The organism is Parasutterella excrementihominis YIT 11859, assembly GCF_000205025.1.
Lineage (GTDB): Bacteria > Pseudomonadota > Gammaproteobacteria > Burkholderiales > Burkholderiaceae_F > Parasutterella > Parasutterella excrementihominis.
In genome coordinates this window covers 74090-88895 of the sequence record NZ_GL883707.1, presented here as the reverse complement: position 1 = coordinate 88895, position 14806 = coordinate 74090, and the positions used below count along the sequence as shown (strand labels likewise).

Sequence of the window (14806 nt, the reverse complement as noted above, 5' to 3'; positions counted from 1 at the left end):
TGTCAGCGCCATTAAGGCTTCAATCGGATTGATCTTTTCAGACTGGAGCCCTGAGAGGGTTCTCGTGCGAATGTTTTCATAGATCGCCAGCTCTTCTTCGGAAAGCTCGACCGGAACGATCAGCTCGGTTTTTTCCGGCAGCTCATCGAGCACCTCTGCCTTCGTACGGCGAAGGATAAACGGGCCGATCAGCTGTTTGAGCAAATGCTGCTTTCCCTTATCCTTCTTCTTTTCTATCGGAAGGATAAAGCGGTCACCGAACTGCTGGTATGAGCCTAAGTAGCCGGGGTTGGCGAACTCAAACAAATTCCAAATTTCCGAGAGATCGTTTTGAATCGGCGTACCGGACAAGAGGATTCGGCCTTGAGCGTTGATCTTCATCACCGAATGAGAAGTCTGTGTGGCTTTATTCTTGATTGCATGCGCTTCGTCTAAAACCGCCAGATTCCATTCAACCCTACTCAGCGCTTCGATCTCGGTATTGAGCACACCGTACGTGCACAAAATGACATCGTAGTCTTTAAGGTTTTTGAGGATCTCTTCTCGGTTGCCGCTGTTAAAGTCGGCAAATCTCAGACCCGGCGCAAACCGCACCATCTCCGACTTCCAGTTGTAGAGCACGGCGGTCGGGACCACGAGTAAGGACGGCCCTAAAATTTTCCTTCCAAGCAGAACGGCAATCGCCTGCACTGTTTTGCCTAAGCCCATATCATCGGCCAATATGCCCCCGGCGCCCCAAGTACAAAGCCGCATAAGCCACTCAAAGCCTTCTCTTTGGTATTGACGAAGCTGCGCCTCAAGACCTGAAGGAATAAAGAACTCAATCTCCTGGGCTTTCAGGATTCGTTCCTGCAGGTTCTCGTAGCTCTTGTCGCCCGTGACTTCGGAACCGTTTTCTTTGAGAGTTTCCAACGCGGTACCGCTGAATTTGGAAATCAGCAGTTCATCCTTCTTCTTAGAAGAAACATCTTCGAGAATCTCTAACTGTTTCAGCAGCTTATTTGTGATCAGAACGTATTCCGAGCCTTCCAAATGAATAAAGTTACCGACACGATCTTTGAGCTTATCTAGGATTTGGTTGATCTTGAGCTGGGTTTTGCCGTCAATGGAAACGGTGCCGTCCAAAGAGAACCAGCAGTCAACACTGTTCACCTTGAGCCTCAGATCCGGAAAGCTGATCGGAGCGCGCCTAAGCGTCAGCTTGGCGCCTTCCGGCCACTCGATATCTGCAATCTTGGAGGCTTCGCGAAGTATTTCCATGAATTCCAGGCACTTCAGCGTGTTCAGGGTCCAGAAACGACCTCCGCCCTGCCAAGCCGAGAAGTCTTCTAGTTTCTCGTTCATGAGCTCCCAGTTGGCTTTTTCTGCCTTGAGGTCACGCAAAATTCTCATCGGTTTGCGTTTAACTAAAGCTGCCAAGGTGTCCAGTCCTTCGCCCGGGGCTACGGTCAATTCACAGCCTTCCGCCGGACGCACAAAAGCTCTGACGTTAAATTCGGTCGCCGAGGAATCCGGAATAATCTGAAAAGTAATTTTGCTTGAAGCTTTGAGCGCCTCGAGAGCGGAAGAGGATTTCAGCAGTTCTGAAGAAACCGGAATTTCGCCGCTTATGTTCTCCAGAATCTCTGCGAGCTTGCCCTTAGCCTCACCTGGGAGTTTTCGGATATTGTTCAGCAGTTCTAGAACTTTGTGTTCTTTGTCGGTTATCTTGTAGATAGTCAGGATACTTCCGTCTAATTCAAAAGCGTAGTGCGGATCCGTTCGTAAATTTGTTGCGAAGTCAATATTCGTCGTTGTTTCATAACTTCCGCCACTGTCCTTTTTGACTTCGATACGAAGACGATCTCGATGAATTTCAAAAGGAACTTCCGGTTCAAGCATCAGAAAAGTCCTGCCTGTGTCGGCAAGTTCATAAAGAACCTCGACACCTCTGAGTCGAGCGACTCGAGAGTTGACTCGGACAACCTTAGCGGCAGCGATTTGGTCGGCTTCATCCATTTCCGGAAGCATCTCAGCAAAAGAAGACATGGAGACCGCGGTACCTTTCGACCAGGTAATACCGTCTTTGGACTTCTGTCTGTATGGCTGAATATCGAACGTATCAATATCAACCAAATAAACAATGCGAGCACGACTAATTTTGGACGTCGGTTTTTTAAGGATCTTGCTGTAATTTAAAAGCTTGTCCAATCCGAACTGCCATTCCGAAAGCGTGGCGTAATGCGACAGCAGCGGAGGACATTTGAGTTCTGCCGTCAATTTCGTGACTTCGGGATCGTTTGGGTTGAGCGCATCAAGAGCTTGCTGAAGTATGTACTTCAAAGGCGGATTGTTCTCCTTTTTGCGCTTTGCCAAATGAGACTCGAGAATAGATCTGTAGTCCGCATAAGAGAATATCTTGCATAGCACAGCCAACACAAAAATCGCAAGGCTCGAATCATTCTCTTTTAATCTAGAAGCCATTGCTTCGTGATCGAAGGGTGTTATCTTTTCGGGATTATCGACAAAGGTAAACACAAGCGCGGCCATATCTGAGGCAATATCTTTTGAAAACTCCTCAGTTTTCTTTAAAAGGGAGGATATTTTTCTAGTTGTTGATGCCGAGCCTCTGTCCAAAAATAAAATCGCTGTCAGAAAGACATTTCGAATAGGTTTGAAGAAAAGAGGATTCTTGTAGTAAACAAAATAGTCCCGGTGATACTTAACATCTTCTTTTAAAGCAGATAGTATGCCCTTTTGACCCTCTTTGAAACCTCCCTGGGAAACCTGAAAAATTCCTTTTAATAAATCTTTAGTCCAGTATTCATCAGACAATTGGGCAAAATTAAAAGCACAGAATCCCGTCCTGTATAAATCATATTCACTTGCAAACCACGTAATCACGTCTTCGCGAATAGTGTCTCCGAGAGAGAGAAAGAGTTCTTTAGTGCCATCTAAATTAAAGTCTTCGGACTTATCGGCGGCCGCATCCATGAAAAGGTTCCAAGCTAACACTTTGTTTTCTTTGGATAGTCTTGTGAACAGCGGATGCCACTCTTTCCTGCAGGACATGGCTAGGATCAGGCCTTTCACGGTATTTGTGAACAAGGAACTCGGATGGTGAGCATCCCCTTTACAACGGTTGAGAACCTCGTTCAAATCAGCGTTGCCTCTAAGCTTAAAAGAAGAAAGCTGCAAAAGAAAATCAATGTAAAGGTCTTGAACCTCATCTCCTCTTTTGAACACCCTTCCAAGCGTCCTCTTAGCTTCTTTGATGAATGAAGGCGTATAGACCTGAGCGTAGTCAAGAATCACTTCGGGTTTGATTGCGTATTTGCCTTTGTAGTAACTAGGAAAAGCAATTGCAACATTTTTATCCTGCAAAAGCTTAAGAAACCCATGAACGGACTGGCTGTTAACCGCCTGCTGAATCACTTCTTCAGCATCGTATTCATGAAAATATCCCGGAATAATGGAAAAAATCAGAGCGTACTTACCGAGTCGAGGATACTTGCTGAGCGGGTCTTGAACTAACATTTTGATCTCAGATAAGAAAGGTTTTTCAACTATACGGCAGATGCAGCCGACCTTGGCTTTTCAGCCATAAAAAACTCCTCGAACCGTTAAGCACGAGGAGCTCCAAAAGCCTTAGCGTCTTACAACTTCTTTACGAAAGTCACCGATTGAGGACCGAGCCATTCGTAGTGACGTTTGATACCGTCCGCGCAGGCAGTGCAGCCTCCGCATTTGGTTCCGTCCATATCGACTTTGGCCATCAGCCCTTTGTCAATCCAGCGGCGCGCCATCGGCTCGATGACCGAGGGCTCGACCCGGAAATGCATTGCGATTTCCAGTTCGGAGACAATGCGCCGCGCCTGAACGTATTCTTTTAATTCAGTTAATGTCACTGAGCTGCTTCCTTGCCTTTAATACGAAGGCCGATAATGATCGAAAGAATCACCGCCAGGCACACGCCGATGCAGATCGAAGAATAAACCGGATGCTGGCTGAAGCGTCCGATCTGATAAACGATCGTCGCGGTTCCGTACCCCATAGCAATCGTCCATAGGGCCGCAAACGTTGTCCAACCGGCACCGACTTCGCGGTACATGGCACCGATCGAAGCGCAGCAAGGAATGTACAGCAAGACCATCAGAAGATAAGAGAATGCCCCCAAGTCTCCGTCAAAGAGGTGCTTCATCGCACGGAATGTACCGGTACCGACTTCCTGCTCAGCCGCCTGCTCGTCAACGTCAGTGAGATCTTTCTCAACACTGACGCCGAGAGGATCCACAAAGAAGTCTCCGAGCTCGGAGAGGTTTTCTCCGACGGATTTCACAGCCTTGAGAGCTTCGGCAGACAGACTGAAAGGTTCTTCCTCTTCTTCAGGTTTAGCCTCCCCGCTCTTTTCCTGATCCGCGGCGCTCATGCGATCGCCCATACCGGAATAAAGGCTGTCCAGAGTTCCTACTACGGCTTCCTTAGCAAGAATACCGGTGAAGACGCCAACGGCAGCAGGCCAGTTCTCATTGCTAATACCCATCGGCTGGAAGGCCGGAACAATGGTCTTGCCGATCTGAGACAGAACGGACTTATCGGTGTCTTCGTTGCCGAAGCTGCCGTCTGTACCCAAAGAGTTCAGGAAAGCCAAGACGGCAACGATGATGACGATCAGCTGACCGGCCTTGATGATAAAGCTCTTTAGGCGATCCCAAGTACGCAGCCCCAAATTCTTAAGAGTGGGCAGATGGTACGGAGGAATCTCCATCACAAAAGCTCCGGCTTCATCTTTAAGCGCGGTTCTTTTCAGAATGAAACCCGTAAGAATCGCCACCAAAATACCGATCAAATAAAGCGAGAACACGAGGTTCTGTCCGCCAAGCGGCCAGAAGGTGGTAGCAAACAGTACGTAAACCGGAAGTCTTGCACCGCAGCTCATGAACGGAGCCATCATCACGGTCGTAATACGATCAGATTTCTTCTCCATCGTACGGGCAGCCATAATTGCCGGAACACCGCATCCGAACCCGACAATCAGCGGAACGAAAGATTTCCCGGGGAGACCGAGAAAACGCATCATGCGGTCCATCACAAAAGCGGCACGCGCCATGTAGCCCGAGTCCTCAAGGAAGGACAGCGACAGGAATAAGCAGGCAATGACAGGGATAAAGGTCGAGACCGTCTGGATACCGCCCCCGATACCGTCGGCTAGAATAGTTTTGAGCCATTCAGGACTCCCAATGCTAGTCAGCAGGTTGCCAAAGCCCTGGACGAAGATGGCCCCGAAAAGAATATCGAAGAAATCGATAAAGGCCGATCCGATGTTGATCGAGAAGATGAACATCAAATACATAATGAAGAGGAAGATCGGAATACCGAGCCAGCGGTTCAGAACGATCTTGTCGATCTTGTCTGTGGTGCTCTGGTCGATCTCGCCTTTGCGGATCATAGAGGCGGCCGTCGCCTGAGAAACAAAGCTGTAGCGAACATCTGCCATCGCGATATCGAGGTCGCCGTTGTACTTCTGATTGATCTCGGCAATGATCTTGTCGACTTCGCTCAGGTCCACACCCTTCAGGTACTCACCCATTCCGGCGTCGCCTTCTAGGAGTTGCTCGGCCGTCCACTCAGCGCGTTCAACTTTTTGGGCCGAAAGAAGCTTAGCAATTTTTGCTCTTGCCTCTTCCACATCGTCCGCAAAAACGATCGGGTTCTTCGGAATACGGAGGTCATCAAGCTGGGCATCGATCGCCGCGCACAGCTCCTTTAGGCCCTGTTCTTTAGAAGCGACAATGCCGATCACCGGGCAGCCTAATGCTTCGCTCAGCTTATGCGGGTCAATTTCTATCTGGTGAGCAGCCGCCATATCCAGCATGTTGAGCACCACAATCATCGGAACCTGCATTTCCAGCAGCTGAGTCGTCAAGTAAAGATTACGCTCGAGATTGCTGGCATCAACAATATTGACAATCAGTTCGGCTTCATCCTGGAGGATATAGTCGCGGGCAACGCGTTCGTCCTCACTGGAAGCTGAACTCGGCTGCAGGGAGTAAATACCCGGAAGGTCAACGATTGTAATTTCTCTGTCTTTATAAGTGAACTCGCCGACAATGCGCTCGACGGTCACACCGGGCCAGTTACCGACCGTTTGATGGGAGCCGGTCAGGCCGTTAAAAAGAGTCGTTTTGCCGCAGTTCGGATTACCAACAACTGCAATGATATTTTTTCTCATAGCTTGATTCACTAGATCGGTTCAACGTCGAGAATCTCAATCTCGCCCTTTCGTACGCTGATCGAAGATCCTCTTAACTTGATTTCCACGGGGTCGCCAAGGGGAGCAACACGTTCAACCACAAAAGGCGTTCCGGGAAGCGCGCCGAGCGCCAGCAGCCTTTTACGGTATTCAATCAAACCGTGTCTAAAGGCTTTGATTACGCCCTTTTCTCCGGGCTTCATATCTCTAAGCAGCATTTATTCATCTACCTCTTTGTTCCAAAGAACTTTGAGCTCCTTTGCAACGGGACGTCCTATGGCGACGTGCACGTTGCTGATCGCAACGACTACAGGGCCGGAAATAGTGACGCTGGAAACAGTCAGCGGAAGGTCTAAATAAATACCGACATCCGTCAGTTTGCGAATATCTTCCTGACTCAAACTGCCCCAGCTCACAAGATCAACGACTGCACCGACCGGTGCGTCAAGCAGACTGATCTCGAGGTCTTTATTTTTTTCCATGAATGCTCCTGTCGTTTTTTTGAATAAGGTTAAATAATAATAGTAACGATTCTCATTATTTGAGATTTATGTGATTTTTTTTATAAAAATAGCCCATAAAAGGCATTTCCCTAGGTGTATTCCCTCGGCAATATCTACTTTTTTAATTCGTCAACAGGCTACTCATCTGAAATCACACAGCTGTAGGTAAGAAAGAGCCTAACGAAATGTTTGTTCCGATAATTCAGGGGAAGGGCAATACATCAAAAAAATCAACCACAATAACCAAAATCAGAAATTTATTCTGCTGTGTGACTAAAAAAACATTTTTCTGACAAGTCCCGGGATTTTCGTCATTTTTCTCAAGCGGCAAGAGAGTCTGACACTATCAGGAAAAGAAACGGTTTTGAATAAACAATGGAGTTTTGACTTATGCCTTAATACCGTAAAACTGTGATTTTTCTTACCATTTTTCGACTCAAATTAATCAGAACAAGAAATTGTGATGTAAATAAATATTTCTATAAATGTAAATAACCATCCGTATTAATACGATATTTCTGTATTTTTTTTGCCTTTCAAAAGCCTTTTTTAATTAAATTCACACTTAGCACGCTCAGGATAATTTTTCGGAAGAGAAGTCCGAACTTAGACAAAACCCTATGAATTGACCGAATTATCGGGTTTTCCTTTTTTATTATCTCCCTGGAACAATTCCTGAAATATTTTTATAAATACAATCTCCCCTTTCTTTAATAAATCTTATAACACTGTAACAAATAGTAATATTTACATTATTTTTCCGTAGCTTGCAAAAATTTTAAGCGTGCTCATTAATCTCGAAATCTGATTGACACCTCCTGAGCTGGAGGCCTAGAGTTAGCGCCATCGGCTCGATTGCCGAATCCACCCCAGGACTTGTGCAAGATTTGCACTCGTATGCTAAAGGACACAATTTATGCGCACATCTCGTCGTATATTTTTAAAATCTGCTGTCGGTTTGACCGGCGCGGCTACCGCATTCCATGCATCTGCGGCTTCCCGCTTCCTTCCCGGTCAAGTCGGTAAATGGAAACTGGCAGATACCAAAGAATACTTAAACATCTGCTGCTACTGCTCCGGCGGCTGCGGAACCATCTGCTCCGTCCGCAACGGCCAACTCATTAATATTGAAGGCGACCCTGACAACCCCGTGAACCTGGGCGGCCTTTGCCCGAAAGGCGCCGGCCTGACAGGTCTGAGAAAGATCGTTGATAAAGACCGCCGCTTAGTGATGCATCCGCATCGTCTCACACAGCCTTTGGTTCGTCGCCCGGGATCCAGCGAATGGGAGCCCATCTCCTGGTCTCAGGCCATTGACGAGATGGCGCGCAAAATTAAGAAGACTCGTGATGAAAGCTACACCAAAGAAGAAAACGGTGTTACCGTCAACCGTTGCGAGGGTATTGCAAGCTACGGCGCTGCTCAGCTGAACTGCGAAGAAGCTTGGCTTGTTCAGAAGTTTGCCCGTTCTCTTGGCGTCGTTCAGATCGACAACCAGACTCGTGTCTGCCACTCTTCTACCGTTTCCGGTTTAGCCCCGTCCTTCGGACGCGGCTCCATGACCAGCCACTGGTGCGATTTCCAAAACGCCGATGTCATCATGACCATCGGTTCCAACAACGTTGAAAACCATCCGCTGTCTTCCCGCTGGTGCCACCGCGCCGTTGACCGCGGCGCCAAGTGGATCGTTGTTGACCCGCGCTTTACTCGTACCGCCTCTCAGGCCGATATGTACGCCCCGATTCGTCCAGGTACCGATATCGCTTTCTTCGGCGGCATGATTCACTACATTCTTGAGAAGAAGCTCTATCAGAAAGAGTACGTGATGAACTACACGAACGCTACCTTCCTGATTGATCCTTCCTATAAATTTGATGTTGCAGACGGTCTCTTCTCCGGTTGGGATGAAAAAGAAAAGGCTTACAGCAATAAGACTTGGATGTATCAGACTGAAAAGGTTATTCCTTGGAGCACAGAACCCGGTGCACCCGGCGCTTGGGCTGACAATCCCGGAGTACCTAAGTTCAACCATCCTGCCCTCAAGGTTCCTAAGAAGGATGCCTCACTTCAGGATCCGAACTGTGTTCTGAATCTTCTTGCCAAGCATTATGACCGGTACACACTGCAGAAAGTCAGTGAGGTAACCGGTATTAAGCCTGAACTGCTTGAAGAAGTCTATAAGACCTATGCGGCTTCCGGCGCCCCCGAAAAGAGCGGCACAATTCTCTACGCCCTCGGCCAGACACAGCACTCTTACGGCAGCCAAAACTGCCGCGCCATGTGCATCATTCAGCTTCTGTTAGGCAACGTTGGTGTTGCCGGCGGCGGTATTAACGCCCTGCGCGGCGAGCCGAACGTTCAAGGCTCTACCGACGTTGGTGCCACTATGGACTATGCTCCGGGTTATCTGGCTTGGCCGATCCAGCAGAACCATCCGACACTGGATGCATACCTTTCTAAAGAAACCTATGCCGACGGCTACTACATGAACAAGCCGAAGTTCATGGTTTCTATGCTGAAAGAATGGTATGGTGACAACGCCACAGCAGAAAATAATTACTGCTATGATCTTCTGCCTAAACGTTCCCTCAAGCACAATGACTCCACGATTCCGACCTTCCACTATATGGCCGAAAATCAGATCAAGGGTTACTTGGTTTGGGGTATGAACCCGGCTCATTCCGAACCGAATACTAAGTATTGCCGCGAAGTCCTAGGCAAACTTGATTGGATGATCGTTGCCGACTGGTTCGCAACTGAAACCGCTACCTTCTGGAAAGCCCCCGGCATGAAGCCTGAAGAAATTCAAACAACGGTTTACATGCTGCCGGCTGCTTTGATTTACGAAAAAGAAGGCTCTATTGCCAACTCCGGCCGCTGGCTCCAATGGCGTCAGAAAGCCGTGGAACCTGCAGGACAGGCTAAGAGCGACTTCGAGATCATGTCTCGCCTCTTCCACCGTATCGCGCAGCTTTATCGTCAGGAAGGCGGCGTCAATCCCGATCAGATTACCAAAGTTAACTGGGATTACCGTAACCCGCAAGGTCAGCTGGATATCAAGGCTGTTGCCCACGCTATTAATGGCTACAGCACTAAGACCGGAAAACTGCTGAAAGGCTATGGTGAACTCACAGCCGACGGCGACACCGCCTGTGGTATGTGGATTTACGGCGGCTACTTCAATAATGAAAACGAGAAATGGGATGCCATGGCTCAGCCATGCACTCGCCGTTCTCTAGCCGACCCATCAGGCCTTGGCCTCTACAGCGAGTTCTCGTTCTCTTGGCCTGCCAACCGTCGAATTCTTTACAACCGCGCTTCTGCTGACATGAACGGCAAACCTTGGAATCCCAAGAAGATGCTTGTTGAATGGGACGGTTCCCGCTGGATCAACAATGACGTCGGCGACTTTGTTGAAACCCGCGTCGAAGACGGTAAGGTTGTTCCGGTTCCTCCGAACAACAAGGCCTTCTTCATGACTTGGGAACAGGACGCTCGTTTGTTCAGCTACCCGATGAAAGACGGTCCTCTGCCCGAACACTATGAACCGTACGAATCCCCGACGAAGAATGTAATGAACGGTCGTCAGGACAGCCCGATGGTTCAGTTCACGAAGTGGAAAGAATCCGTCAAGCGCGGCAACAGCGAAGAGTTCCCGATCGTTGCAACGTCTTACTCCGTCTGCGAACACTGGCAGTCCGGTACACAGACCCGCAACATTCCGTGGCTCGTCGAAATCATGCCGAGACCTTTCGTTGAAATTTCCGAAGAACTGGCTAAAGAAAAAGGCATTAAGAACGGCGATGAAATCCGCGTCTGGAACAATCGCGGCTCCATTAAGGCCTTTGCGATGGTTACCGTCCGCTACCAGCCGCTTGAAATTAACGGCAAGAAGACACATACCATCGGTTTGATTCACCACTGGAGCTGGGCTTCTGCCTATGCTACCGGCGACACCATGAATGACCTTTCTCCGAACGTAGGTGATCCGAACTCCTACATTCCTGAATACAAGGCCTTCCTGGTCAACGTTGAAAAAGCCAAATAATTCGGAGGATCTGTAATGTCTATCTACACAAGAAAAGAAATGGCGATGCTTTACGATGCCTCCAAGTGCACAGGTTGCAAAGGATGCCAAGTCGCCTGCAAACAATGGAACGTTCTGTATTCCGATCTCGGAATGAACGCTTTCCCGTTCTCCGGAAGCTATCAGAACCCGCAAGATCTTAACGGCAGCAACCGTTTGGTCATGACCTTCAAAGAGAAGAAGTCAGACAATCAGCTGCGTCCCGTCGAATGGGCTTTCGGACGCCGTTCCTGCTTCCACTGCACCAACGCCGGCTGCGTTACGGTCTGCCCGACGGGTTGTCTGAAGTACGAAGAAAACGGTGTTGTCTCCGTTTCTCCCGAAAAGTGCATCGGCTGCCGCTACTGCGAAATGGCCTGCCCGTTCGACGTTCCCCGTTACTACGGCGATGAGCCGAAGATCGACAAGTGCACAATGTGCTGGGATCGTTTGGAAAACGGCATGCTTCCAGCCTGCGTCAAGACTTGCCAGCCGGGGGCTTTGCACTTCGGTCCACGTGACGAGATGATCAAACTCGGCAAAGAACGCGTCGAATTCCTGAAGTCCCGCGGCTACGATAAAGCCGAGCTTTATGGCGAAAACGAATGCGGCGGCCTGCATATTCTCCAGGTCTGCAAGTTCGGTGCCGAAGCTCAAGGCCTCGTCAAGGGTGCACAGCCTAGCCCGCTCGCCACACTGAGCAAACTGGCTCAGCCGGGTGCCGGTTTGGCTGCCGCCGCTACCGTTGCCGGCCTGGCCGTGTCCTTCGTTGCCGCTTTGGGCTACCGTCGTCGTAAGATGACGATTGAAGAGGCCAAGGAACATTGGACTCCTGCTCAGCGTAAACGCGGTGAAGAATATCTCCGCGAAGCCAAGAAAGAAGCTGCTGAGCAAGAACGCAGAGAAAATGCAGAGTAAAGAGGACCACCATGATTACTAAATACATCCAGCGCCATTCTGTTTTGGCACGAATCACGCACGGTGTTGTAGCGATTTCCTGCATCCTGCTTGCGATCACAGGACTGTTCGTTATGATCACCGCCTGGAACAATGGAGTTGGCAGCGAGTTCACCATCGCTATGCGCTGGACGCACAGACTGCTCGCCATTCCGTTTATTCTGATTCCGCTTTTGGCGATCATCATTTCTCCGAAGGGCTTTGTTCACCTCTTTAAAAACAACATCTTCGGCAAATGGGATGCAGACGACCGTACTTTCGCCATGCGCTTTATTCCTTATCTTTTCGCTCCCGGCAAGGTTCACATGCCTCCGCAGCGTGAAGTTAAGTCCCTGCAGCGTGTTGCCGACGGCACCCTGCTCTTCGCAGGCGTCTTCGCAGCGATCTCGGGTATGATCCTGTGGCTTAATACCGGCCTTCTGCCGGGCGGAGAATGGGCTTACCACTTCTCTCAGTCCACACTTCTCACAGCTAAGATCGTCCACGACATCTCCTTCATCGTGATCATCGTCTTCGGTCTCGGCCACATCTACCTCGGTGCCGGTATCTTCGAACCGTACCATGGCACGCTGAACCTGATGTTCGGCAACGGCAAGATCAAAGAAGCTGATGCCGCCTATCACTGGGGCTACTGGGCTAACAATGAACTGGCCATCGGTAAGAATGTCGTAGAAGTTAAAGACGGCGAAAAGAAACGCGGTGATACCGCCTCCGAAGGTTGGGAGAAATAATCAACTACAAATTAGCGCCCGGTTTCGGGCGCTGAATACAGAGCTTGGATCCTCGGTCAGAAATGGCCGAGGATTTTTTCCAGTGTGCTCGGCATGAGTGTGATCTAACGAGTGAAAGTCCCGAGGGGGGCCGGCAGTGGCAACCCCATAGCTAAAGACAAGGTGCACGCCGTGAGGCGTGGGCTGAAAGAAGTCGGAGGCAAACTCTTGAGCTGACGAATAGAAATCGCATCAGGCTCAGCATGGTGGATAAGTCTGCTGAACAAGACGAAGTCCGATAACTGCATGGAACCATGGGAGTAAATGCGGCAGCTGCATGAGAGGAAAGATCACGCCCTTACCCGAGGAGGCCTCACAGACGCAGCCAGAGATGAAAGCGGAGTAAAGCTTGTCGTGAGGAGTCAGCAGAAGCCATAGTACTAGGCAAGATGGTGCCTAGGAAGGGCTGAAATCAATAACAGGAGACATCCAACGTAGCCAAGGATCAGAAGAACTGTAGAAATTTTCGACAAAGAAATGCCGAAGGAGAACTGAGGGCGAAACCCAAAAGGGAAACTGACGGAAACAGTGGATCTAAGGACGAGAAGGAATAAATTGTCACCACACGCAAACGACAACGAATGATCACTCTAGAAACCATTCTTGAGAGAAGCAATCTCAACAAAGCCTGGCGACAAGTCAGGAGAAACGGAGGAAGTGCAGGAGTAGACGGAATGACCGTTGAAGAGCTTCCCGTTTATCTGCAAAGAACGCTTCTGAAATGGTGCGAATCATAAAGGAAGGGAAGTACAAACCTCAACCCGTACGTCGTGTCATGATTCCAAAGGAGGAAAAAGGCAAATTCAGACCGTTGGGTATCCCGACAGCAGTAGATCGATTTGTTCAACAGGCAATCGCCCAAAAGCTGAGCGAAGAATATGAACCTATTTTAGCGAACATAGCCATGGATTCAGACCAAATAGAAGCTGTCAGACAGCCATCGATGAGGCACTTAAAAATGCCAATGAGGGCTATGAATGGGTAGTTGATCTTGACTTATCGAAATTTTTTGATACAGTAAAGTACTCAAAACTACTGCGGTTACTCTCTGACAGAATAGAGGACGGAAGAGTGATCTCACTCCTCCATAAAATCCTGAGATCTCCAATTGCTGAAAACGGCACTGTAAAACCTTCCGAGATCGAGACGTCGCAAGGCGCCCCGGTGAGCTCGACTCTTGCGAACATTTTGCTTAACGAGCTAGATCACGAACTCGAGAAAAGAGGTCATCGATTCGTCCGCTACGCCGACGCTATGATGATCTTCTGTAAAAGCAAAAGAGCCGCAGAGCGAACGCTTGAAAATCTCAGACCTTACATTGAAGGAAAACTATTTCTGAAAATAAATGAACAGAAGACAAAGGTCAGCCACATCGCTGACTTCGAACTTAAGTTCTTAGGGTTCGGATTCTGGCGTTCCAAAGAAGGCTTCAGATCCAGACCACACCAGAAGTCAATGGCCAAGTGCAAATTGAAGCTTAAAGAGCTGACCCCCAGAAGTAGGGGACAAAGTCTCAATGACTTCCGTAAGAAGCTTAGAGAGTTTATTTGCGGTTGGGTTAATTACTTCAAAAAGGCATCTATGAAGAAATTCGTCAGAAACACTGACGGGTGGCTTAGGAGGCGAATACGGCAAACCTATTGAAAACAATGGAAAAAAGTCAGTACGAAGCATGCGGCATTGGTCAAACTTGGTATCAAATCGATAATTGCATGGGAGTAGGCAAATACACGTAAGTCGTATTGGCACACGGCAGAAAGCTGGATACTCACAACCTCACTGACAAACGCCCGACTCAAATCCTTTGGATGGACTTGTCTCGAGGATGTCTATGCATCCTCGTAGTAGAGTATTGATAACCGCCCACTGCGGATCCGCATGGTGGGTGGTGTGGGAGGGGCAGGTTGAAATATGCCTCCCCTATCCGATTGAAAAAATCCAAAATCTTCAATTCTCAAAAGAAGAGTACGCGGCGCCTTTATCTCATGAGCCTCTTGCAGCACGAAAGTTAGCTGTTTGGTCGTTCGTGAGCCACCCAATCGCGATGAAAGAAGTCCGGGAAGATTTTCTCAGAAAAAGCAGTCAAAAGGCTGCATGGGAACAACGATATGGGGAAGCAGAAATAGCGGCCATATGGTTTGAAGAGAACGAATAGGAGAATTTCTTAAGTTTTCCTCCCCGAGGAAAAATTTAGTAGAACCCCTGGCTGAACATTTAACAGGAAATTTGCCCTGATACCTTGGAAGTTGCCATGATGACGTGTAGCTTAGAACGAAGT

At 48.8% G+C, this 14806-nt stretch carries 11 protein-coding genes; 6 read left to right on the top strand and 5 right to left on the bottom strand.

Translation table 11 applies throughout. The annotated features are described in order from the left end of the window. The 5 genes from HMPREF9439_RS06280 to HMPREF9439_RS06260 all read right to left on the bottom strand — a co-directional run. Nucleotides 1-3516 (bottom strand): DEAD/DEAH box helicase (locus HMPREF9439_RS06280; RefSeq protein WP_040603479.1); only part of this gene is annotated, 3516 nt, incomplete at its 3' end. A 119-nt stretch (nucleotides 3517-3635) separates the two neighbouring features. Continuing rightward, complete coding sequence (locus HMPREF9439_RS06275) at nucleotides 3636-3887, bottom strand: FeoC-like transcriptional regulator (protein WP_008811387.1); 252 nt, start codon at nucleotides 3885-3887, stop codon at nucleotides 3636-3638. Beyond that, complete coding sequence (feoB, locus tag HMPREF9439_RS06270) at nucleotides 3884-6211, bottom strand: Fe(2+) transporter permease subunit FeoB (protein ID WP_039896115.1); 2328 nt, start codon at nucleotides 6209-6211, stop codon at nucleotides 3884-3886. Before feoB ends, HMPREF9439_RS06275 begins: the two co-directional genes overlap by 4 nt. Nucleotides 6212-6222: 11 nt before the next feature. After that, on the bottom strand, nucleotides 6223-6450 hold the full coding sequence (locus HMPREF9439_RS06265; protein ID WP_008811389.1) for a FeoA family protein: 228 nt from the start codon (nucleotides 6448-6450) through the stop codon (nucleotides 6223-6225). Then, nucleotides 6451-6714 carry a FeoA domain-containing protein gene (locus tag HMPREF9439_RS06260; RefSeq protein WP_008811390.1) on the bottom strand — a complete coding sequence of 88 codons (264 nt, stop codon included), beginning with the start codon at nucleotides 6712-6714 and terminating at the stop codon, nucleotides 6451-6453. Between the two features lie 937 nt (nucleotides 6715-7651). On the opposite strand from HMPREF9439_RS06260, the gene HMPREF9439_RS06255 reads away from it, so the two are divergent. The 6 genes from HMPREF9439_RS06255 to HMPREF9439_RS06235 all read left to right on the top strand — a co-directional run bounded on the left by HMPREF9439_RS06255 (nucleotide 7652) and on the right by HMPREF9439_RS06235 (nucleotide 14683). Continuing rightward, nucleotides 7652-10783, top strand: coding sequence for a molybdopterin-dependent oxidoreductase (locus HMPREF9439_RS06255; RefSeq protein ID WP_008811391.1), 3132 nt, complete (start codon nucleotides 7652-7654; stop codon nucleotides 10781-10783). Between the two features lie 15 nt (nucleotides 10784-10798). Next, a complete protein-coding gene (locus HMPREF9439_RS06250) occupies nucleotides 10799-11719 on the top strand; it encodes a 4Fe-4S dicluster domain-containing protein (RefSeq protein ID WP_008811392.1) in 921 nt (306 codons plus the stop codon). 11 nt (nucleotides 11720-11730) lie between these two features. Then, nucleotides 11731-12489, top strand: coding sequence for a cytochrome b/b6 domain-containing protein (locus tag HMPREF9439_RS06245; RefSeq protein WP_008864181.1), 759 nt, complete (start codon nucleotides 11731-11733; stop codon nucleotides 12487-12489). A gap of 620 nt (nucleotides 12490-13109) precedes the next feature. Next, on the top strand, nucleotides 13110-13265 hold the full coding sequence (locus tag HMPREF9439_RS13475; protein ID WP_244862407.1) for a hypothetical protein: 156 nt from the start codon (nucleotides 13110-13112) through the stop codon (nucleotides 13263-13265). 202 nt (nucleotides 13266-13467) lie between these two features. Further along, on the top strand, nucleotides 13468-14172 hold the full coding sequence (locus HMPREF9439_RS13470; RefSeq protein WP_244862409.1) for a reverse transcriptase domain-containing protein: 705 nt from the start codon (nucleotides 13468-13470) through the stop codon (nucleotides 14170-14172). Nucleotides 14173-14359: 187 nt separating this feature from the next. Then, nucleotides 14360-14683: a hypothetical protein gene (locus HMPREF9439_RS06235; protein WP_040603478.1), complete on the top strand. Its 324-nt coding sequence runs from the start codon at nucleotides 14360-14362 to the stop codon at nucleotides 14681-14683. Nucleotides 14684-14806: the final 123 nt, after the last annotated feature.

Bases quoted from the DNA above. Each gene is read 5' to 3' on its own strand.
- HMPREF9439_RS13475 (WP_244862407.1), top strand. From the start codon at position 13,110: ATGATCACTCTAGAAACCATTCTTGAGAGAAGCAATCTCAACAAAGCC.
- HMPREF9439_RS06245 (WP_008864181.1), top strand. From the start codon at position 11,731: ATGATTACTAAATACATCCAGCGCCATTCTGTTTTGGCACGAATCACG.
- HMPREF9439_RS06255 (WP_008811391.1), top strand. From the start codon at position 7,652: ATGCGCACATCTCGTCGTATATTTTTAAAATCTGCTGTCGGTTTGACC.
- HMPREF9439_RS06260 (WP_008811390.1), bottom strand. From the start codon at position 6,714: ATGGAAAAAAATAAAGACCTCGAGATCAGTCTGCTTGACGCACCGGTC.
- HMPREF9439_RS06235 (WP_040603478.1), top strand. From the start codon at position 14,360: ATGCATCCTCGTAGTAGAGTATTGATAACCGCCCACTGCGGATCCGCA.
- HMPREF9439_RS06250 (WP_008811392.1), top strand. From the start codon at position 10,799: ATGTCTATCTACACAAGAAAAGAAATGGCGATGCTTTACGATGCCTCC.
- HMPREF9439_RS06265 (WP_008811389.1), bottom strand. From the start codon at position 6,450: ATGCTGCTTAGAGATATGAAGCCCGGAGAAAAGGGCGTAATCAAAGCC.
- feoB (WP_039896115.1), bottom strand. From the start codon at position 6,211: ATGAGAAAAAATATCATTGCAGTTGTTGGTAATCCGAACTGCGGCAAA.